15 protein-coding genes are annotated in these 20647 nt (G+C 71.1%); 6 read left to right on the top strand and 9 right to left on the bottom strand.

Annotated elements, in window-relative coordinates; translation table 11 throughout:
• Positions 1-24: 24 nt before the first annotated feature.
• On the bottom strand, positions 25-1215 hold the full coding sequence (locus RM555_RS02540; RefSeq protein WP_311410237.1) for a helix-turn-helix domain-containing protein: 1191 nt from the start codon (positions 1213-1215) through the stop codon (positions 25-27).
• A gap of 541 nt (positions 1216-1756) precedes the next feature.
• Between RM555_RS02540 and RM555_RS02535 the strand changes: the two genes are divergently transcribed.
• Positions 1757-2173 carry a hypothetical protein gene (locus RM555_RS02535; RefSeq protein WP_311410236.1) on the top strand — a complete coding sequence of 139 codons (417 nt, stop codon included), beginning with the start codon at positions 1757-1759 and terminating at the stop codon, positions 2171-2173.
• Positions 2174-2458: 285 nt separating this feature from the next.
• Here the strand turns inward: RM555_RS02535 and RM555_RS02530 are convergent, their stop codons facing one another.
• From RM555_RS02530 to RM555_RS02510, 4 genes are all read right to left on the bottom strand, one after another.
• Positions 2459-2806: a hypothetical protein gene (locus RM555_RS02530; RefSeq protein WP_311410235.1), complete on the bottom strand. Its 348-nt coding sequence runs from the start codon at positions 2804-2806 to the stop codon at positions 2459-2461.
• Between the two features lie 392 nt (positions 2807-3198).
• A complete protein-coding gene (locus RM555_RS02525) occupies positions 3199-4410 on the bottom strand; it encodes a pectate lyase (protein ID WP_311410234.1) in 1212 nt (403 codons plus the stop codon).
• Positions 4411-4649: 239 nt separating this feature from the next.
• Positions 4650-5003 (bottom strand): nuclear transport factor 2 family protein, encoded by a 354-nt coding sequence (locus RM555_RS02515; RefSeq protein ID WP_121398058.1) that lies wholly within the window; start codon positions 5001-5003, stop codon positions 4650-4652.
• 140 nt (positions 5004-5143) lie between these two features.
• Positions 5144-5692, bottom strand: a complete 549-nt coding sequence (locus tag RM555_RS02510) for a YciI family protein (RefSeq protein WP_311410233.1) — start codon at positions 5690-5692, stop codon at positions 5144-5146.
• A 99-nt stretch (positions 5693-5791) separates the two neighbouring features.
• On the opposite strand from RM555_RS02510, the gene RM555_RS02505 reads away from it, so the two are divergent.
• Positions 5792-6667 (top strand): alpha/beta fold hydrolase, encoded by an 876-nt coding sequence (locus RM555_RS02505; protein WP_311410232.1) that lies wholly within the window; start codon positions 5792-5794, stop codon positions 6665-6667.
• Positions 6668-6746: 79 nt separating this feature from the next.
• On the opposite strand, the gene treZ is transcribed toward RM555_RS02505, so the two are convergent.
• Genes treZ through glgX form a run of 3 tightly spaced genes read right to left on the bottom strand, consistent with a single transcriptional unit; the run spans position 6747 to position 12917 of the window.
• Positions 6747-8480: a malto-oligosyltrehalose trehalohydrolase gene (gene treZ / locus RM555_RS02500; RefSeq protein WP_311410231.1), complete on the bottom strand. Its 1734-nt coding sequence runs from the start codon at positions 8478-8480 to the stop codon at positions 6747-6749.
• Positions 8477-10798, bottom strand: coding sequence for a malto-oligosyltrehalose synthase (gene treY, locus RM555_RS02495; protein ID WP_311410230.1), 2322 nt, complete (start codon positions 10796-10798; stop codon positions 8477-8479). The genes treZ and treY overlap by 4 nt, the downstream gene beginning before the upstream one ends.
• Before the next feature lies 1 nt (position 10799).
• Positions 10800-12917 (bottom strand): glycogen debranching protein GlgX, encoded by a 2118-nt coding sequence (gene glgX, locus RM555_RS02490; RefSeq protein ID WP_311410229.1) that lies wholly within the window; start codon positions 12915-12917, stop codon positions 10800-10802.
• Between the two features lie 306 nt (positions 12918-13223).
• Between glgX and RM555_RS02485 the strand changes: the two genes are divergently transcribed.
• From RM555_RS02485 to RM555_RS02470, 4 genes are all read left to right on the top strand, one after another.
• On the top strand, positions 13224-13889 hold the full coding sequence (locus RM555_RS02485) for a response regulator transcription factor (RefSeq protein ID WP_311410228.1): 666 nt from the start codon (positions 13224-13226) through the stop codon (positions 13887-13889).
• A 151-nt stretch (positions 13890-14040) separates the two neighbouring features.
• Complete coding sequence (locus RM555_RS02480) at positions 14041-16161, top strand: M14 family metallocarboxypeptidase (protein ID WP_311410227.1); 2121 nt, start codon at positions 14041-14043, stop codon at positions 16159-16161.
• A gap of 88 nt (positions 16162-16249) precedes the next feature.
• A complete protein-coding gene (locus RM555_RS02475; RefSeq protein WP_311410226.1) occupies positions 16250-16924 on the top strand; it encodes a fasciclin domain-containing protein in 675 nt (224 codons plus the stop codon).
• Between the two features lie 322 nt (positions 16925-17246).
• Positions 17247-18641 (top strand): glycosyltransferase family 4 protein, encoded by a 1395-nt coding sequence (locus RM555_RS02470; protein ID WP_311410225.1) that lies wholly within the window; start codon positions 17247-17249, stop codon positions 18639-18641.
• A 151-nt stretch (positions 18642-18792) separates the two neighbouring features.
• On the opposite strand, the gene RM555_RS02465 is transcribed toward RM555_RS02470, so the two are convergent.
• Positions 18793-20076 carry a citrate synthase gene (locus tag RM555_RS02465; protein WP_132238020.1) on the bottom strand — a complete coding sequence of 428 codons (1284 nt, stop codon included), beginning with the start codon at positions 20074-20076 and terminating at the stop codon, positions 18793-18795.
• Positions 20077-20647 lie beyond the last annotated feature (571 nt).

The raw sequence follows: 20647 nt of genomic DNA, 5'->3' as shown, positions 1-20647 counted from the left end.
CAGTGATTGAGCAATTACCGCCAGTTATGCGGCCAGGTTGATGCCCATACGGCTGGCAAGTGACCGCAGTTCGTCTGGAACAGCCCGGCGCTTCGCCCGCTGCGACAACGCGACCACTGCGTCCCGGGCGAGGGGGTTCAGCACGAACGGCACCGGCGCAGCCCGCTCTGCCTGCACAAACGCCGCAAGCGCCTCCGCATCCCGGCGACCGGTGTCCGCATACGCGCGGCCGAGGTCGAGCCAGTAGGACTGCTGGCGAATCGACGCCACCAGAACCTGCGGCCGTACCGTTCGAGACAGCTCGATGACCTGGCCGGACTCACCGCGTTCGGCCGCGATCGACATCGCCCAGAGGCCTACGTTGGTCGGCCCGAACCCGCAGCCGTTGAAGCCAGCCCCGTCGGCCGGGTCCCCAAGGCTCGCAGCTTCGCGTGCCGCCTCGGTCAAGTGATCACGGGCGGCATCCGAACGCCCGCTCACCGTCGAGGTCAACGCGGCTGAGAGATGCAGCTGGCCCAGCATCTGCCTGACCCGAATGTCGGCGGCGTGGGGTTGGAGTTCGGTCAGGGAACGGTCTGCTGCCCGCGCCGCGAGCGGCGCGGACTCGATTGGCAGACTCTGGGAGTAGGCAAACCGGGAGGCGCCGATCCACGCCGGATCCTCAACGTCCTCAGCGGCCGACACGGCGACCCGCGCCGCGTTGAGGGCGAGATGCCGGTACCCGAGGTTCCGCAGGCACGTCGATGCCTGGTAGGCCACCTCAGCCAGTACCACACCGCCCAGGGCTGCGGCATCCAGCAGCAGGTTGGGCAGCAAACGGGCCATGGCCGGATAATTGCAGCTGGTGCGAAGCCGATCGCTGCGGACGATCTGAGCGGCAAGCTGCTCCCTCGTGCAGGTCGACGGTCGGCGCTCGCCGTCCTCGATTTCGATCAGGGCCGACCAGATCGCCGGGACGCACTCGGCGGCACCATCGCGGGCAGGATCGCCAGGCTCCGCGCCCTGCCCAAGCAGGTCGGCCACCGTGACCTGCAAAGCGGCGGCGAGGGCGACCAGCGTGGAGCGTCGGTCGATCGTCTTCCGACCCGACTCGACCTGTGACACATAGGACTGGCTCACACCGGCGAGCCCAGCGAGAACGGCCTGCGTCATACCTCCACGACGCACCCGCCAGTACCGAATCCTCGCACCAATGCTGTCGGCATTCTTGATCATGCTTCCGCCCACTCGCGCGACGTTGATGCTGATAGCAGTTATCGGCCGGGTAGCAGAACGGCCTCCTGCACACTACCCGCCAAAGCCTGAGAGGGCGCGAGCAGCCCTGAGTATCCGCGCCGCGTGCCTGACCTGCTTTAGCGCTAAGGGTCCCTGCGCGGGACCGAATCGATCAGGTTCGCATCCCGGTTACCCCCTCGGTTGAGCAACGGCCTTGCAGTCAATGTCGCACCTCCGAGCCGACACGGCGATCCGAGCCCGAACCCAACATCTTCCGGTGTATTTCGCCGGAGGCACCGTCCCTCGACGTTGAAGCGCGATGACGGTCGAACGCCACCGCACCGGTGGTGCCGTTACGGCGCGGAAGCAGCCAATGGTGGTCGTGGTGCTGCTCGGCGGCGACAGGTACAACGACGGCAGTAGGCGTCCACTGTGCCTGTACCGCGTTGGTATTAGCGAAAGGCCAACTCGTCGGTTGACGCGCCTACCGCGGAACGTTGCGAGAGTATCCCGGACATACCGATTCAGATGGAGGTACGCCATGAGGATGCGCCGGTTCGTCGCCACCCTGACCGCAGCGACAGTCACGACGTTCGGTGCGGTGGCTATTGCCCCGGCACCCGCCCAGGCGGCAACCGGCTGGGACCTGACCGGCACTCCCGGTGACGTCGCCGGCGCCTGGGCGTACGGCACCTGGTGGTGGTCCGGCGGGCGCCTGTACGTGGAGGTGAAGGTCAAGGACACCAAATCCGACGGCTACGCGGCCGTCGTAAGCCTTACTGCCAGTTACAACGACGGCGGCACGCGGACCGAGGGCGTGGGGAACTCCAGCGGGGCCGGCAAGACCGTCACCAAAGAGTTCAATTTCGCCGGAAACGTCACGAGGATCACAGGGCAGGAGTGCCTCGTGAACAACAACACCAGCTGCATCAACCTTTCTAGCGGCCGAATCTACTGACGCGAACCGTCCGACGACAACGGTAGGCAATGTGTGGGGTCGTCGTCTGCTGGCGGCGCCCCACACGCCAATCGGCGTCAACCAGGAACTGGCACTCCAGCAGGTGATCCGTTCTGGTCTGCGGTAACGGTGGTTCTGTCCATGGACGGCAAGCAGTCACCGTCGAGAGGTCGTGCGGAACAAACAGGATGCGGCCGTCGCTGCCGCGTTCGGAAACGCGGCCTTCGCAACGCGGGTCGCCGCCTTCCCGGTGGCCGCCCGCGAACGACCACAGGGAAGCACTGGTCAACTGGCCTTGTAGGTGAGGTAGTAGCCCTTCGGCCAACTGTGGAAGTTGTTGAGCTCAGAGGCCTGGCCGCTGCAGTCGGGGGTCCGGTAGCCGGGGACGCTCTGGAAGCCACCGTTCCAGGCCAGCAGCCAGGTCGCGTCGGCCGGGACCTGACGGCAGACGCCGTCAGGCGTGGCCTGCCTGCCGACCACCCCGGTCGGGTAGCTCGAGTAGAAGACCAGGCCCGTGTCGGGGCTCTGAAACGGCTCGCCAGCAGCGGCCGGCGACGCCGACAGCGTCGCGGTCAGCATGGCGAGCAGGGCGGCGGCGAGACCTGAGGCGATTCGGTAGGCGGACCTGCGCATGAGTGCCCTTCCGGGGTGGTGCTCGGGGAGAGACCGAAGCTCGGCTCAACCCAGGACCATACATATCAGCGTCGATGCCACGATCCACCCAGAAAGTTTCTGTGTCAACCAAACAGAAACCGGATCCGAGCCTTCCTCATCACGATCACGCCCCAGGCCGTTCACGTCCTCAAGCGCATCGCACGCCACGCGGAGTGTGGACCGTAGAGTTGCGATCCTCGCCCAGCCCGAAGGCCGTGCACCCCCTTGACAGGGAGAATCTATGGCTTCGAAGACATCAGAATGCCGCCGAAGTGGAGCACGGGTTCGGTGAACTCGCCCCCGCACGACGGACACCGAAGGGGCGCCCGCCTGGCGGCGGGTGCCCCTTCGCGAACATACGTGTCTAGTGACTACCGGAAGGTGACGTCACTTCTGTTGACCTTGCAGTTGGCGTCGTTCCAGCCCTCACCGAGGTAGCTGGGTTCGCTGCCCTTGGGCACACCCTTGTACTTGCCGCAGATGGTGGCCGAGCCGATTACGACCACGCGAGTGATCGTCGCGGTGTCGTTCCAGTTGCTGTTGATGCCGGCGAGCATGTCGATGTCGTCGACGAGGACGTTGTCGATACGCACGTGACGGGTGTGCGAGGTGGAGCAGTTGCCACAGCCGCGGTACAGCTTGCCGGACCCCTTGAGGTAGAAGCCGGAGATGTTGACCGTGCCGTTGCCGTTGTGCTGGAAGGTCTTGTCGCTGCCGTTGCGCGCGCCGCCACCGATGATGTAGGACGTACCGCCGTTGGTCTGCTTGAAGGTGGCGGCGTCCTCACCGATGTCGTTCCACCACACGTTGCGCAGTGTGCAGGTGCCCTCGCAGTGCACGCCGTCACCGGCGGGCGAACCGAGGATGACGTTCTGCAGCGTGCCACCATTGGCGATCTTGAACATCGGGTCCTGCGACTCGCCCTGTCCACCGTCACCGATGCAGCAGTACGTCTTCATCCCGCCGTCGAAGGTGCCGGAGACGCTGACCGTGCCCGAGATGCTCACCGAGCCGGCCGACGACGGCCACGCACCAGTCGGCGCGCCTGGGTTGCTGGTCGGGCTGGCCGTCGGACTGCTGGTGGGGCCACTGGTCGGACTGGTGGTCGGGGTCGACCCGCCGCTGGAGTACGTCTCGAACTCGGCGATCCGTGGGCTGCCGGACGCGCTGGTGATGACAAAGGAGATCTTCTTCAGCGACGTCGAGGAGAAGTTGATGGTGCTTGGGGCGCTGCTGCCGCTGGCCAGGACGGAGCCCGTGTCGTGGTTCTTGAGCTGCCAGCCGCTGATCGAGCCGCCGCCCGAGGCCTGCACGATGGCGGCCGAGGACACCGTCATGGCGCTGCCCCACTTGACCGAGACCGTGCCGGTCGAGCCGCTCGGCGACCAGTAGGTGCTGGGGTTGCCGTCGATGACGTTGCCATAGCTGGTACCACTGGCCTTGCTGGAGCCGTCAGCGCCGGCGCCGAGGCTCAGGTTCGTGGCGGCCGAGGCGTTGGGAACCTGCAGCGCCAAGGCGACGACGGCACCTGCGACCGCGGTGGCACCACCGGCCAGCCACCGCGTGGCGACCTTGCGTCTCATCTGAGTTCACCTTTCAGGCATGAGCACGGGGACGGGAAAGCGCTTTCCGACAACGATAGAGACTCACCAATGAAGAGGCAAGGATCACTTCTTGTTGACGATCGCTTCCTGTGCGTAGTGCCACGCGGTGGTGACCCCGACGGCGGATCCGGCGGCGAGGCGGGTGTGGGTGTGGGTGTCACCGTTGCGCAGGTGGGCCGGGGCGTATCGCCCTGACCTGCAAGGTCAGGAGACGTCCCTTAGACCGGGACGAAGGTGGCGGCCAACACCCGCCAGTTGCCGTCCTCACGCACCCAGAGTCGGGTGTAGCGCAACCGCGCGGACATGGCGGCACCGCCCTGAACGGCATCCACCGCAGCGACCATGCGAGTCACCCCAGTCTGACCGTCTTCCTGGACGTCGAGCGACTCCTCCACCAGGCTGGTGATTCGCAAAGCACCGGAGCGGTAGCTCTCCAAGTCGTCTTCCTTCGTGAAGACCGTGCCGTCCGGTCCGGCACCCACGACCTGCGGGTGCAGGAGCGCGTCGAGGGACTCGACGTCGGCGGCGCGCTGGGCGGCTTGGAGTTGCCGTTCCGCAGTGAGGAGATCCATCCACCGATCCTCCGCAGCGCGCCGCAACAGGACAAGCGGGTTCGCTCGCGGCAGAACGGCGACTCAGCCCGGTAGGGCGTTCACGGCACAACCGAACCTCGGCACGACCCTGGACGGCCCAACTGAGAGGGCCAATGGAGTCACGGTCGTCCGCCGAACGCCCACGCGTGGACCTCGATCTCGGCGTACCTGTCCGGGGTCAGCACAGCACGGGCCTCGTCCGGGTCCTCCGCCCGGACCAGCGCCGCCGTGCCCAGCCACCTGACACCGTCGTCCGACAGCAGCGGCCCGTACGCGATCAGCTCGTCCCGGTCCGCGCTCACGTCCAGGTCGGCGGCCTCCCCCGCCCCGAGGCCGAGCACCAGGTACCGGTCACCATCCGTCCGGCCGCCCGGGAAGTCCCACATGGTGCGCCCCAGCGTGTTGTGCCACCGGCGCAGCAGCACGTCCCGGTACGCGCCGGCCTGGTAGTTGGGCTCGTCGAGGGCGAACGCCCGGGCGGCGGCGGGATCGGGCAGGTCGACGATGTGCACGCTGCCGGTCGGCGTCTCCCCGTCGGCGGCGAACGTCGGCCCACGGGCGATCATCCGCTCCGCGTACCAGTCCATGTAGGACCAGTGCTCCTCGCGCAGTTCCTTGCGCAGAGCCAGGGAGCCGGACCGGTCGCGGTGATAGCAGAAGTACTCCATACCGCAGATCCTGACGCCGGTGTCGAAACCCGGGGCGGGTGGGGCCGCTTCCCGCGCGTAGCACCGGATCTGTCACCCGTCGGTCGTACGCTCGCCGTCATGACGACGATGGAGACCCACACCCTCGCCGCGCCCGGCGTCGACCTGGTCTACGACGTGCGCAGTCCACTGTCGGCCTCCGGCGGGCACCGCACGCTGCTCATGATCGGTCAACCGATGACGGCGGAGGGCTTCAACGCGCTGGCGCCCCACTTCACCGACCGGACGGTCGTCACCTACGACCCGCGCGGGCTCGGCCGCAGCGTCCGCAGCGACGGGCGGTCGGACCACACGCCGCAGCAGCAGGCGGCCGACCTGCACCTGCTGATCGAGACGCTCGGCTCCGGCCCGGTCGACGTGTTCGCCAGCAGCGGCGGGGCGGTGACCGCGCTGGAGCTGGTCGCGTCCCACCCCGGGGACGTGGCGACGCTGGTGGCGCACGAGCCGCCGATCACCACCGTGCTGCCCGACGCCGCGGCGGCCGAGCGCGCCCAGGCCGCCGTCCACGAGGCGTACCAGGCGAAGGGCATGGGCGCGGGCATGGCCGCCTTCATGGCGTTGGTCTCCTGGCAGGGCGAGTTCACCGACGCCTACTTCGCCCAGCCCGCGCCCGACCCGGCGGCGTTCGGCCTGCCGACCGAGGACGACGGCTCCCGCGACGACCCGCTGCTGTCGAAGGCCTCCGGGACGGTCACCGACTACCGGCCCGACGCGGCGGCGCTCACGGCGGCGCCGACCCGGATCGTGATCGCGGTCGGCGAGGAGACGGAAGGGACCTACACGGCGCGTACGGCCGTCGCCACCGCAGCGCTGCTCGGCCAGGAGGCCGTGGTGTTCCCGAGCCATCACGGCGGCTTCATGGACGGCGAGTTCGGCTACGCGGGCAAGCCCGCCGAGTTCGCGGCCAAGCTGCGCGAGGTGCTGGACGCCGGCTGACCGCCGGCGGCGGGGGCGGGCCGATCGCCGTCGGCAGCCGCAACACCACTGCCGACGGCGAAGCGGCGTCGAGCGCCGCTCAGAGCGCCACGATCGCCGCCGTCTCCGCCGGCAGCTCGATGCGGTCGCGCATCACCGTGACCCCCTCCCCCGTCGCGAGCAGCACCCGGCGCGCCACCCCCGGCAGCGTGATCCGCTGCGGCTTGGCGGCCAGGTTCGCCGCCACCAGGGTCCCGCCCCGGCGCATCACCAGGAACTGGTCGCCGGGGCGTACGTCCACGGCGTGCAGCCTCGGGTCGGACAGGTCGGGGCGGCTCTTGCGCAGGGCGATGAGCCGCTTGTGGAACTCGTACATCTCGCGGTGTTCGGGTTTGTCCAGCTCGGCCCAGTCGAGCCGGGAGCGGACGAAGGTCTGCGGGTCCTGCGGGTCCGGCACGTCGCCCTCCGGCCAGCCGTGCGCGGCGAACTCCCGCTTGCGCCCGGTGGCGACGGCGGTCGCCAGCTCCGGCTCGGGGTGGCTGGTGAAGAACTGCCACGGGGTGCTGGCGGCCCACTCCTCGCCCATGAACAGCATCGGGGTGAACGGGGCGGTGAACAGCAGCGTCGCGCCGACGCGCAGCAGCCCCGGGGAGAGGGTGGCGGAGATCCGGTCGCCGGTGGCCCGGTTGCCGATCTGGTCGTGGTTCTGCAGGTACGCGACGAACCGGTGGCCGGGGGTGCGCTGCCGGTCCACCGGCCGGCCGTGCTGGCGGTTGCGGAAGCTGGACCAGGTGCCGGCGTGGAAGAACCCGCCGGTGAGCACGTCGGTGAGGCATTCGAGCGAGCCGAAGTCGCCGTAGTAGCCCTGCCGCTCGCCGGTGAGCAGGGTGTGCAGGGCGTGGTGGGCGTCGTCGTTCCACTGGGCGTGCAGGCCGAAGCCGCCGGCCTCCCGGGGCGTGATCAGCCGGGGGTCGTTGAGGTCGGACTCGGCGATCAGCGACAGCGGCCGGCCGAGATGGGTGGCGAGGGCCTCGACCTCGATCGCCACCTCCTCCAGCCAGGGGGTCGCGCGGGAGTCGGGCATGGCGTGCACGGCGTCGAGCCGTAGGCCGTCGACGTGGTAGTCGCGCAGCCACATCAGGATGCTGTCCACGATGTAGCGGCGCACGCCGTCGGAGTGCGGTCCGTCGAGGTTGACGGTGCGGCCCCAGGTGTTGCTCTGCTCGGTGAGGTACGGCGCGAACATCGGCGCGTAGGCCCCGGAGGGCCCGAAATGGTTGTAGACAACGTCGAGGATCACCCCCAGGCCCTTGGCGTGGGCGGCGTCGACCAGCCGTTTCAGGCCGTCCGGCCCGCCGTAGGGCTGGTGCGGGGCATACCAGCAGACCCCGTCGTAGCCCCAGTTGTGCTCGCCGTTGAAGGCGTTGACGGGCAGCAGCTCGATCATGTCGACGCCGAGGTCGACGAGGTGGTCGAGGCGGCCGATGGCGGCGTCGAAGGTGCCCTCGGGGGTGAAGGTGCCGACGTGCAGCTCGTAGAGGACGGCGCCGGGCAGCTGCCGGCCGGTCCAGGCCTGGTCGGTCCACTCGAACGCCGCGTGGTCGTAGCGCCGGCTCGGCCCGTGCACGCCCTCCGGCTGCCAGGGTGAGCGGGGGTCGGGCAGCGCCCGCTCGTCGTCGTCGAGCAGGAAGGCGTAGTCGGTGCCGGGGCCGGCGGCGGGCACCTCGACCCGCCACCAGCCGTCCGGGCCGGAGCGCATCTCGTGGTCGGCGACGCCCGGCAGGCGCAGCCGGACGCGGGCGGCCTGCGGCGCCCACACCGTGAACTCGGTCATGAAGCCTCCACGGACTCGGTGGTGGGAGCCAGCAGCGCGACGGGATAGGTGGCCAGCAGGTCGGCCAGCAGGGTCTGCCCGCCACTGTAGGACCGGCCCGTGAACAGGTCGGTCACCTCGTGAACGGGAAGTGACAAAGTGGTGTCGCCCCAGCCGCCGGCGCGTGCCAGCCCGAGCGGCAGGCGGGTGGCGACCGCGACGGCGCCGCCCCGGTCGAAGGCGAGCGCGTGCCGCCCGGCGCGCCCGTGGGCCGGCACCGGCCGGTAGCCGGTGAACAGCTCCGGGCGGTCGCGGCGCAGCCGCAGGGTCCGCGACACCACGAGCAGCTTCGCCGCGCCGCCGGCGTCCACCGGCGGGGGCGGGCCGGCGTCGAGGCGGGCCAGCAGCTCCCGGCGTACGGCGAAGTCGACCGGCCGGCGGTTGTCGGGGTCGACCAGCGAGTTGTCCCACAGCTCGGTGCCCTGGTAGGTGTCGGGCACGCCGGGCATGGCGAGCTGCACCAGCTTCTGCCCGAGCGAGTTGGACCAGCCGACGGGGGCGATCTCGTCGGCGAAGGCGGTCAGTTCGGCGTGCAGCTGCGCGTCGTCGTACATCGCGTCGACCACGTCGTGCATGGCCCGCTCGAAGACCGGGTCGGGGTCGGCCCAGCTCGTGGCGGCCGACGCCTCCCGGGCGGCCTTCTCGACGTACGCGTGCAGCCGCTCCCGCTCGATCGGCCAGGCGCCCACGGCGGTCTGCCACAGCAGGTGCGCGAAGGCCGGGTCGGGCAGCGGCGCGCGGGCCGTCCACCGGGCGACCAGGTCGGCCCAGCGTCCCGGCAGTTCGCTGAGCACCGCGAGGCGGGCCCGGACGTCCTCGGAGCGCTTGGTGTCGTGGGTGGAGAGGGTGGTCATGCTCGCCGGCCAGCGGACCTGCCGGGCGGCGGCGAAGCGGTGGAACTCGGCCGGCGGCACGCCGAAGTGCGCGGGGCTGCCGCCGACCTCGTTGAGCGCGACGAAGCGGCTCCACCGGTAGAAGGCGGTGTCCTCCACGCCCTTGGCCATGACCGCGCCGGTGAGCTGCGGGAAGCGCTTCGCCAGCTCGTCGTCGGGGTCGCGCAGCCGGCGGGTGAGCGCGTCCAGCACGGCGGTCAGGTCGGGGCGGCGGCGGCCGGCCTCGGCGCGGGCGGCGGCCAGGTGCCGGGCGCCGTGTGGCGGGTAGCCCCGGTAGACCGGGAACGCGGCGGCCAGCTCGGCCAGCGCCGCGCGGGCGGCGTCGGGCTCGACGTCGTCGGCGAGCGCGGCGAGGCGGGTCAGCTCGGCCGACAGCAGGCGGGTGGCCGCGGCGAGCTTGGTGTCGTGGGTGAGGTCCTGCCAGGAGGTGTGCCGGCCGACGAGGTGGGTGTCCAGGGCGGTGAAGTCGCCCTCCGCGTCGGGGTCGACGAAGAGCCCGCAGACGGCGGCGAGGGCGTCGTAGCCGGTGGTGCCCTCCACGGGCCAGTCCGGCAGCTCCTCGCCGTACTCCAGGATCTTCTCCACCACCAGCCACGCGTCGGGCGCGGCGGCCCGCAGCCGGGCCAGGTAGGCCGAGGGGTCGCGCAGCCCGTCCGGGTGGTCGACGCGGATGCCGTCGACCTCGCCGGCCGCCGCCCACCGCAGCACCAGCTCGTGGGTGGCGGCGAAGACCTCCGGGTCCTCCACCCGCAGCCCGGCCAGGTCCGAGACGGCGAAGAACCGGCGGTACGTCAGCTCGGTGTCGCCGCGCCGCCAGGAGACCAGCTCGTAGTGCTGCCGGTCGTGCACCTCGCGCGGGCCGCCGTCTCCGGTGCCGTCGGCGATCGGGAAGCGGTGCTCGTGGTAGCGCAGTTCCCCGTCGGCGAGCTTGAGGTCGTCGAGGGCGTCCGGGGTGTCGGCGAGCACCGGCAGCAACAGCCGCCCCCGGTCCCAGTCGACGTCGAACCAACCGGCGTACGCCGAGTCGCGGCCCCGGCGCAGCACGTCCCACCAGGCGGGGTTCGCGGCGGGCACGGCCACGCCGGCGTGGTTGGGCACGATGTCGACGACCATCCCGAGCCCGGCGGCGCGCAGTGCCCGCAGCAGCCGCTGCCGGGCCGCCTCCCCGCCCAGCTCGGGGTTGACGGCACGGTGGTCGACCACGTCGTAGCCGTGCGCCGAGCCGGGGGCGGCGGTGAGCAGGGGCGCGCTGTAAAGGTGGGTGACGCCGAGACCGGTCAGGTAGTCGGCCAGCTCGGCGGTGGCGTCCAGGTCGAAGCCGGGGCGGACCTGCACCCGGTAGGTGGCGCCCACCCGGGGCGCGTCGGGTCGAGGGGTGGTCGACATGTCAGGCCTTCCTCTCCAGCACCACCACGCACCGGTCGGGCACGCAGAGGGTGCCGCCCGCCTCGACGACCGTGGTCTTCTCCGGTTCCGGTTCCGCGGTGCTGATCACCACCTCCCAGCGCGGCCCGAACTCGGGGCCGGGCACGGTGAAGTCCAGCGGGGCGTCGTGGGCGTTGAAGCAGAGCAGGAAGGAGGCGTCCACGTGGCGCTGGCCGTACTGGCCGCGTTCGCGGATGCCCTCGCCGTTGACGAAGAGCGCCACCGAGCGGCCGAAGTCGTTGCCCCAGTCCTCGCCGGTCATCTCCCGCCCGTCGGGGGTGTACCAGGCCAGGTCCGGCAGGGGCTCGTCGACCAGCCGGGACCGCACCGGCAGGCCGGTGAAGAAGCGCCGCCGGCGGAACACCTGGTGGCGGCGGCGGAAGTCGACCAGCTTGCGGGTGAACTCCAGCAGGTCGGTGTCGGCGTCGTCCCAGTCGACCCAGGCCAGCTCGCTGTCCTGGCAGTAGGCGTTGTTGTTGCCGCGCTGGGTGCGGCCCAGCTCGTCGCCGTGGCCGATCATCGGCACGCCCTGGGAGAGCACGAGGGTGGTCAGGAAGTTGCGCCGCTGCCGGGCCCGCAGGGCGCGTACCGCCTCGTCGTCGGTGTCGCCCTCGACGCCGCAGTTCCAGGACCGGTTGTGGCTCTCGCCGTCGCGGTTCTCCTCGCCGTTGGCCTCGTTGTGCTTGTCGTTGTACGACACCAGGTCGCGCAGCGTGAACCCGTCGTGGCAGGTGACGAAGTTGATGCTGTGGAACGGGCGGCGCCCGTCGTCCTGGTAGAGGTCGGCGGAGCCGGAGATGCGGGAGGCGAACTCGGCGAGGGTGGCCGGCTCGCCGCGCCAGAAGTCGCGCACGGTGTCGCGGTACTTGCCGTTCCACTCGGTCCACACCGGCGGGAAGTTGCCCACCTGGTAGCCGCCCGGCCCGACGTCCCAGGGCTCGGCGATCAGCTTGACCTGGCTGACCACCGGGTCCTGCTGCACCACCTCGAAGAAGGTGGAGAGGCGGTCGACCTCGTAGAACTCGCGGGCGAGGGTGGCGGCGAGGTCGAAGCGGAACCCGTCGACGTGCATCTCGGTCACCCAGTACCGCAGCGAGTCCATGATCAGCTGGAGCGAGTGCGGGCTGCGTACGTTGAGGCTGTTGCCGGTGCCGGTGTAGTCGACGTAGTAGCGCCGGTCCTCCTCGCTGAGCCGGTAGTAGCTGGGGTTGTCGACGCCCTTGAAGCTCAGCGTCGGGCCGAGGTGGTTGCCCTCGGCGGTGTGGTTGTAGACCACGTCGAGGATGACCTCGATGCCGGCGGCGTGCAGCGCCTTGACCATGCCCCGGAACTCCTGCACCTGCTGGCCGAGGTGCCCGAGCGCCGAGTAGCCGTGGTGCGGGGCGAAGAAGCCGATGGTGTTGTAGCCCCAGTAGTTGCGCAGCCCCATGTCGGCCAGCCGGTGGTCGTGCACGAACTGGTGCACCGGCATCAGCTCGATGGCGGTCACGCCGAGCTTCGTCAGGTGCTCGATCATCGGCGGGGAGGCGAGGCCGGCGTACGTGCCGCGCAGCTCGTCGGGGATGTCCGGGTGGCGCATCGTCAGGCCGCGCACGTGCGCCTCGTAGATCACCGAGTGGTGGTACGGGATGCGGGGCGGGGAGTCGTTGCCCCAGTCGAAGTACGGGTTCACCACCACCGACTTCGGCATGAACGGCGCCGAGTCGGTGGTGTTCATCCGCTCCGGGTCGCCGTGCTCGTAGTCGTAGACGGCCGGGTCCCATCGCACGTCGCCGTCGACCGCCTTGGCGTACGGGTCGAGCAGCAGCTTGGCCGGGTTGCAGCGCAGCCCGTTCGCCGGGTCGTACTGGCCGTGCACGCGGTAGCCGTAGCGCTGCCCCGGCTCGATGCCGGGGATGTACGCGTGCCAGACGTACGCGTCGACCTCGCGCAGCTCGACCCGCCGCTCGGCCCCGGTGTCCCACTCGTCGAACAGGCACAGCTCAACCCGCTCGGCCACCTCGGAGAAGATGGCGAAGTTGGTGCCCATCCCGTCGTAGGTGGCCCCCAGGGGGTACCGCTCGCCCGGCCAGACCTGCATGTCGCTCCCTTTGCGCAAGATCATGAGCGCGCACCGCACCATGAGCGCACCACACGACGGGGCCGGGTGGCGCGCGTGCGGGTATTGCCCCACGCGCTCCGCCGCCAATCCACCCGATCGGAGGATGACCGTAATGCACCCGACTGGTAGCGGGTGGACGTTTCGACGTCCCCGGTCACCGTGGCCCCGCTGTCGGTCCGGAACGGATCATGCTTGCGGTCACCATCTTGCGTCCGCACTGGTCAAGTCGATGATCATCGGACAGACTCGCAGGATCCGGCGGGGGACGAGGTCCGGGGGGTGTGCGTGCGGGTGCTCCTGGTCGAAGACGACCTACGCGTGGCGTCTGCCCTCGCCAAGGCGCTGCGCCGCCGGGGACACGAGGTGGTGTCGGCGCTGACGGCCGCCGAGGCGATCCGGGCCGACGCCGTCGACCTGGTCCTGCTGGACCTCAACCTGCCCGACCGGGACGGCCTGGAGGTCTGCCGGCGGCTGCGGCAGGTCGACGAGGACGTCGCGATCATCGCGGTCAGCGCCCGCGCCGAGGAGTACGACCGGGTGGCCGGCCTGCGCGCCGGCGCCGACGACTACGTCGTCAAGCCGTTCTCGATGGTGGAGTTGCAGGCCCGCATCGAGGCGGTGATGCGGCGCACCGCCCGCAGCACCCGGGGCACCCGCAGCACCGGCGAGTTGCGGGCCGGCAGGCTGCGCATCGACGTGCAGGCCCGGCAGGTCTGGGTGGGCGACCGGGAGGTCAACCTCGCCCGCAAGGAGTTCGACCTGCTGGTGGCGCTCGCCCGGCAGGCCGGCACGGTGGTGCCCAGGGACCGGTTGCAGCTGGACGTCTGGCAGACCACCTGGGGCACCCGGCACAACCTCGACGTGCACGTCGCGGCCCTGCGGGGCAAGCTCGACGACGCCGGCCTGGTCGAGACGGTGCGCGGCGTCGGCTACCGGCTGCGCACCGGGTGAGGACCCTCGGTGGCGTGAACCGCGACCTGCGGCCCGGTTACCGTGTCGGGAATCTCAGGTGATCCTCAAGAATCGCAGGCCGCCCGCCACCGGTGGGCCGAGGACGGGTGTGCTGGGCGCACCCAGCCATCCCTCCTGTTTGGAGATCCTTTTGAGATACAGACGGACAACGGCCGGTGTGTTCTCCGCGCTGCTCGCCGCCGCCCTCGTGGCGACGGCGGTGCCCGCGCAGGCGCAGGGGCAGCCGAGCGCGGCCCTTCAGCAGGCGGAGCCGAACCAGGTGCAGGGCCTCACGGTCGTGCAGGGTGACGGGTACGCCACGCTGGCGTGGACCCGGGTGGAAGGGGCCACCGACTACCAGATCGAGCGGACCCCGCTCGCCGCGGACGGCACGCCCGGCACGCCGGTCATCGCCGGCGTGTGGCGCCCGAACCGGCAGGTCAACAACGACGAGCCGACCTTCGCGGACGCCGGCTTCGCCCCCGGCAACGGCTTCCAGTGGCGGGTACGGGCCCGCTTCGGCACCGAGGTCCAGCCCTACTCGGCGCCGGTCAACGGCACCACCCGCGGCCACTGGGGCGACCCGGGCACCCCGGGTGAGAACCTGCGCACCCAGTGGGAGGAGACGCTGGGCGCGCAGTACACCAGCGACGTCAACGAGTACGCGTACACCGCCGCGCTCGACGGGGCCAGCGAGCGGGTCCGCGTCGTCGAGATCGGCCGCACCGTCCTGAACCGGCCGATCAACATGCTGGTCATCGGCTACCCCCGGCCGGCGGCGACGCCGGAGGCGGTGGCCGCGACCAACCCGCTGATGGTCAACTGCAACGTGCACGGCAACGAGCCGGGTGACCGCGAGGCCTGCCTGATCATGGCCCGGCAGCTCGCCTTCACCAAGGACGCCAAGACCCTCGACCTGCTGTCGAAGACCACCATGCTCATCGTGCCGACGCTCAACGGCGACGGGCGGGCGGCCAACTCCCGGGGCAACTCCACCGGCCAGGACCTGAACCGGGACCATTCGCTGATCCGCCAGCCGGAGACCCGCGCCCTCGCCGAGATGGTGCGCGACTACCGGCCGATCGCCGGCTACGACGGCCACGAGTACGGCAACACCAACACCGGTGACCTGCCGATGCTGCCGCCGCGGCACCAGAACGTGGCGCAGGGCATCTTCGACGAGTCGCAGAAGATGATCGAGGGCCACATGTACACCGAGGGCGCCCGGGACGGCTGGTGGGCCTGTCCGTACGGGTGCACCACCGGGGCCAACGTGGGGCTGAGCGAGGAGACCATCCTGCGCAACACCCTCGGCCTGAAGAACGTGGTCAACTCCCTGCTGGAGCTGCGCAGCTCCGGTGGCCCGACGCGGCCCGACGAGTCCAACACCGCGAACAACCGCCGGCGCAAGACCTACTCCGCGCTGTGGACGTTCAACCAGTTCCTCACGTACCACGGCGCCAGCGTCCAGGGCATCACCAAGGCCCGTGCCGAGGGGATCCTGTCGCAGTCCGCCAACGACGGACGCATCGTGTTCCGGGGCTCCCGCAAGATCGAGGCGTACCCCGCCCCGCACCCGGGTGAGGCCCCGCCGCCCGCGGACGCCCCCACCCCGGAGCGGATCCTCGAGCAGGCGCCGTGCGCGTACCGGCTGACCGAGGAGCAGTACCACGGCGAGCGCACCGACGGCCCGGCCGGCCAGCGCACCACCGTGGCCCAGCGGCTCGCCGCCCACGGCTGGAAGGTGATCAAGGTCGGCGACAGCTACCTGGTTCCGCTGTCCCAGCCGCAGCGGGGCCTGATCCCGCTGCTGCTCGACGAGCAGGCCGTGGAGGGACTGGTCGCCGGCGAGCGGGTCGCCCCCACCCTGACCGGCACCCGCAACGGCCCGCTGGTCGTCTCCGGCGTCGCCTGCCTGGACGGGGCCACCGTCCGGGGTCCGATCCAGGTGCGTCCCGGCGCGGTGCTGATCGTCAACGGCAGCTCGATCAACGGTCCCGTCGACGCCACCGGCGCCGCCGGGTTCGTCGTGACCGACAGCAGGGTCAACGGCCCGGTGCGCGCCACCGGCACCCAGGGCCCGGTCGTGGTGGTCGGCAACACGCTGACCGGCCCCGTCGGCGTCGTCAACGGCAAGGACGCCGCCCCGCTGGTGGCCGGCAACACCGTCAACGGCCCGCTGGACTGCACCGGCAACTCCCCCGCACCGACGAACCTGGAGGTCGCCAACTCCGTGAGTGGTCCGAAGTTCGGTCAGTGCGCCCAGCTGTGACCTGCTGAGTCCCCGCCCGAGGTGCCGGCAGGTCGGCCCAGCGCCGACCTGCCGGCACCTGCCGTACCGGTACTGGAGTGGAGAGACCGTGTCCGAGACCCACATCCCCGGCCCCCCGCCCCGGGCCGCCCGCCGTCGGCGGGCGACGGCCGGGGCCGCCCTGGCCCTCCTGGTCGCGCTGACCGGATGCACCGGCTCGCAGGAGTCCCCCGCCGCGGCGGAACGCACCGGCGACAGCACGCCGGTCGCGGTCACCGGACCGCTGTGCGACGCGCTGCCCTCGGGGACCGAGCCGGGTAGTCCGGGCTCGCTGGTGGACCGGTCCCCCGCCCAGGCCCTGACCTGGATTCCCGTGCTCACCCTGTTCGAGGCGGCGGTGCGGGCCACCGGGATGACCGAGGAACTGTCCGCCGCGGGCGGGCTCACCATCCTCGCCCCCACCGACGACGCGTTCCGGGCCAGGTTCTCCACCGCCAACCTGGACCAACTGCTGCTCAAGGACACCGCGACGCTGCGCGGGCTGTTGAAGGAGCACCTGGTCGCCGGGGCTCGCCCGGTGGCCGACCTGGCGTCCGCCGGCACCGTCACCACCCTGGCGGGCACCACCCTCGCCGTCGCCCCGGCCGGGTCGGGCGTCCGGCTGGCCGACCGGGCCGAGACGATCTGCGCCGACTACCGGGCCGGCGGCGCCCGGATCCACGTGATCGACAAGGTGCTCGGCGACCTGCCGGAGACCGCCCACGAGGAGGACCACGCCCACTGAGCGGTGCCGCCCGACGGACGGCCGCCGACCCCCGTGTACCGGGTCGGCGGCCGTTCCCGTCCCCGGGCCGGTCGCCCCAGGTCCCGCCGCCTCCGCACCCGGTCGGCCGACGACCGGAATCCACCCGACTGACACGAACCGGCACTTTCAGGTGTCCTCCGTCACCTTGGCCCCTTTCGAGATGCGGGATCGGTCGTCATGCCCTTTGCTTGTTCCCGGGGGCGCGCCCGCGCGTCCCGGCCCGGCCATTCGGCCATCCCTCAGCACCGTTCCGCCGCCACCGCTGCCGGCGCGTCCCACCATGCACGGACGGAGATCGATTGTGACGACCCTGCGGGTCGACGAGCAGCCCACCAGCACCCCGGGTCGGGTCCACCGGCCCACCCTCACCTCCCGGCCCCAGGTCCCGACGCAGTCCGGAACGACGGGCACGCCCCCGCAGACCCGCCGCATCCTCATGCTCTCCTGGGAGTACCCGCCGGTCCTCGTCGGCGGGCTCGGCCGGCACGTGCACGCCCTCTCCGTCGCCCTCGCCGCCGCCGGGCACGAGGTCACCGTCGTCACCCGCCACAGCGAGGGCGCACCCCTCGAGGAGTACGCCGACGGCGTCCGCATCGTCCGCGCCGCCGAAGACCCCGTCACCTTCCCCCTGGCCACCTCCTCCCTGCTCGCCTGGACCATGGCCTTCAACCACACCCTCACCCGCGCCGCCCTACGCGCCACCGAAGCCGGCACCTACGACGTCATCCACGCCCACGACTGGCTCGTCGCCCACACCGCCATGACCCTGCGCGAACACCTCGACATCCCCCTCGTCAGCACCATCCACGCCACCGAGGCCGGCCGACACCAGGGCTGGCTACCCGAGGAGATGAACCGCACCATCCACGGCGTCGAGCACTGGCTGGCCGGCGAGTCGGGCCGGGTGATCGTCTGCTCCGGCTACATGCGCGACGAGGTGACGGGGCTGTTCGGCGTACCGGCCGGCCGGGTCGACGTGGTGCCCAACGGCGTGGAGCCGCACCGCTGGCGCGTCCCGGCCGCCGCGGTGGCGCAGGCCCGCGCCCGCTTCGCCGGGGACGGGCCGCTGGTCACCTTCGCCGGCCGGCTGGTCTACGAGAAGGGCGTGCAGCACCTGATCGCCGGGCTGCCCCGACTGCGCGAGCGGCACCCCGGGCTGCGCGCCGTCATCGTCGGCGACGGGCCGTACCGCGGCGAGTTGGAGGCCGAGGTGCACCGCCTGGGCCTCGGCGGCACGGTCAGCCTGCCGGGCTTCCTCGGCGGCACCGACCTGCCCGCCGTGATGGCCGCGTCGGACTGCTTCGCCGTGCCGAGCATCTACGAGCCGTTCGGCATGGTGGCCCTTGAGGGCGCCGCCGCTGGCGCGCCCCTGGCCGTCGCCGCCACCGGCGGGCTCGCCGAGATCGTCGAGCCCGGGGTGACCGGAATGACCTTCCGGCCGCACGACCCGGACGGGCTGGCCGACGCCGTCGACGCGCTGCTGTCGGACCGGGAGCGGGCCCGCCAGCTCGCCCGCCGGGCCCGCGTCATGGTGCACGAGCGCTACGGCTGGTCGGCCATCGCGCAGCGTACGGCCACCGCCTACGCGACCGCGATCGCCACCGCGCCGGCGTTCGCCGCCGAGCGGGTGACCCGGGGCCGCGCCGTGCCGTCGATCGCCGAGGGCAACCTACTCGCCGCCGCCGGCCTCCGCTGACGGTGTAAGGAAGGGCACCTTTCTATCGTTTTTTGCATAGGAAGGTGCCCTTCCTTACACCTCGTCGGGCGCGACGGCGGGGGGGTACGACACGGCGAAGGCCGCCGACCCGGTGCGGGTCGGCGGCCTTCGCCGTCGGTACGGCCGGAACTCAGCGCTCCGAGAACGGGGCGTACGCCCGCTCGGGGGCACCGGTGTAGATCTGCCGCGGGCGGCCGATCTTGGTCTCCGGGTCGTTGATCATCTCGCGCCACTGCGCGATCCAGCCGGGGAGCCGGCCCAGCGCGAAGAGCACCGTGAACATCTTGGTCGGGAAGCCCATGGCCTTGTAGATCAGGCCGGTGTAGAAGTCCACGTTCGGGTAGAGCTTGCGGGAGACGAAGAACTCGTCGGCGAGGGCGATCTCCTCCAGCTGCATGGCGATGTCCAGCAGCGGGTCGGGCTTGGCCATCCGACCGAGCACGTCCTGGGCCGCCTTCTTCACGATCGCCGCGCGCGGGTCGTAGTTCTTGTAGACCCGGTGGCCGAAGCCCATGAGCTTCACGCCGTCCTGCTTGTCCTTCACCTTGCGGACGAAGGACCCGACGTCGCCGCCGTCGGCCTGGATCTTCTCCAGCATCTCCAGCACGGCCTGGTTGGCGCCGCCGTGCAGCGGGCCGAAGAGCGCGTTCACGCCCGCCGAGACCGACGCGAAGAGGTTGGCGTTGCTGGAGCCGACCAGCCGCACGGTCGACGTGGAGCAGTTCTGCTCGTGGTCGGCGTGCAGGATGAACAGCATGTCCAGCACCTTGGCCATCACCGGGTCGACCTCGTACGGCTCCGCCGGCACGCCGAAGGTCATCCGCAGGAAGTTCTCCACGTAGCCCAGCGAGTTGTCCGGGTACAGCAGCGGCTGGCCGATCGACTTCTTGTACGCGTACGAGGCGATGGTGGGCACCTTCGCCATCAGCCGCACCGTGGACATCTCGACGTGCGAGGAGTCGAACGGGTCCAGGCTGTCCTGGTAGAAGGTGGAGATGGCGCTGACGGCCGACGAGAGCACGGCCATCGGGTGCGCGTCGCGCGGGAAGCCGTCGAAGAAGCGGCGCATCTCCTCGTGCAGCAGCGAGTGCCGGCGGATCCGCTCGGTGAACTCGGTCAACTGCTGCTGGGTCGGCAGCTCACCGTAGATCAGCAGGTAGGAGACCTCCAGGAAGGAGGACTTCTCCGCGAGCTGCTCGATCGGGTACCCACGGTAACGCAGGATCCCCGCGTCGCCGTCGATGTAGGTGATGTCGGACGAGCAGGCCGCGGTGTTGACGAAACCGGGGTCGTACGTCGTCATCCCGGTTTCCTTCAGCAGCTTGCCCACCCCGATGCCGGCGGGGCCCTCGACCGCGGATTGCACCGGCATCGAAAGCTGCCCACCGGGGTGATCGAGCTTGACTTCCGTCATGGTTCCCTCGCTTCGCCGGCAGATCTGCGTTGAATTGCCTTCGCTTTTACCGTAATCACGGTCGAGGAGATACCGCCCGTCGTGGTTCGACGGTGAGGCATGCGTCACCCGTTTCCCGACCAGCGACCCGGGAAACCCGCCCAATCCGGACGCACAACCGCCAACCAGCCACTCCCCACCCCACACCACCCAGCGCCCCGCGCCCCGGGCGCCCTCGCCGCGCCACCCCGCCCCGCGCCGCCACCGCCCCGCGCCGCCACCCCGCGCTGTCCGCGCCGGGCCCGTGCGCCCCCGCCCCGGCCCGCCTACCCCGCCCAAACCTGCCCACCCCCCGCGCCGAACCGGCCCATTCCGCCCAGATTCGCCCCACACCGCCCAGGCCCGGTCCGACCCGGTCCGGTCCGGTCCGGTCCGCGCTCCCACACCCTCCCCGGCGTCGATCATGAAGTTATTGCTCTGGAATGCGGGTTCCCGAGGCAATAACCTCATGATCAACCGGCGCGGCCCGGCGGCGCGGCCCGGCGGCGCGGCCCGGCGGCGCGGCCCGGCGGCGCGGCGCCCTGGCGGGCGG

Origin of the sequence: Micromonospora reichwaldensis, assembly GCF_031845925.1 — a bacterium.
Lineage (GTDB): Bacteria > Actinomycetota > Actinomycetes > Mycobacteriales > Micromonosporaceae > Micromonospora > Micromonospora reichwaldensis.
The sequence above is the reverse complement of the archived record's forward strand: the minus strand, read 5'-3'. Positions and strand labels throughout refer to the sequence as shown.

Bases quoted from the DNA above. Each gene is read 5' to 3' on its own strand.
- RM555_RS02540 (WP_311410237.1), bottom strand. From the start codon at position 1,215: ATGATCAAGAATGCCGACAGCATTGGTGCGAGGATTCGGTACTGGCGG.
- RM555_RS02535 (WP_311410236.1), top strand. From the start codon at position 1,757: ATGAGGATGCGCCGGTTCGTCGCCACCCTGACCGCAGCGACAGTCACG.
- RM555_RS02530 (WP_311410235.1), bottom strand. From the start codon at position 2,806: ATGCGCAGGTCCGCCTACCGAATCGCCTCAGGTCTCGCCGCCGCCCTG.
- RM555_RS02525 (WP_311410234.1), bottom strand. From the start codon at position 4,410: ATGAGACGCAAGGTCGCCACGCGGTGGCTGGCCGGTGGTGCCACCGCG.
- RM555_RS02515 (WP_121398058.1), bottom strand. From the start codon at position 5,003: ATGGATCTCCTCACTGCGGAACGGCAACTCCAAGCCGCCCAGCGCGCC.
- RM555_RS02510 (WP_311410233.1), bottom strand. From the start codon at position 5,692: ATGGAGTACTTCTGCTATCACCGCGACCGGTCCGGCTCCCTGGCTCTG.
- RM555_RS02505 (WP_311410232.1), top strand. From the start codon at position 5,792: ATGACGACGATGGAGACCCACACCCTCGCCGCGCCCGGCGTCGACCTG.
- treZ (WP_311410231.1), bottom strand. From the start codon at position 8,480: ATGACCGAGTTCACGGTGTGGGCGCCGCAGGCCGCCCGCGTCCGGCTG.
- treY (WP_311410230.1), bottom strand. From the start codon at position 10,798: ATGTCGACCACCCCTCGACCCGACGCGCCCCGGGTGGGCGCCACCTAC.
- glgX (WP_311410229.1), bottom strand. From the start codon at position 12,917: ATGCAGGTCTGGCCGGGCGAGCGGTACCCCCTGGGGGCCACCTACGAC.
- RM555_RS02465 (WP_132238020.1), bottom strand. From the start codon at position 20,076: ATGACGGAAGTCAAGCTCGATCACCCCGGTGGGCAGCTTTCGATGCCG.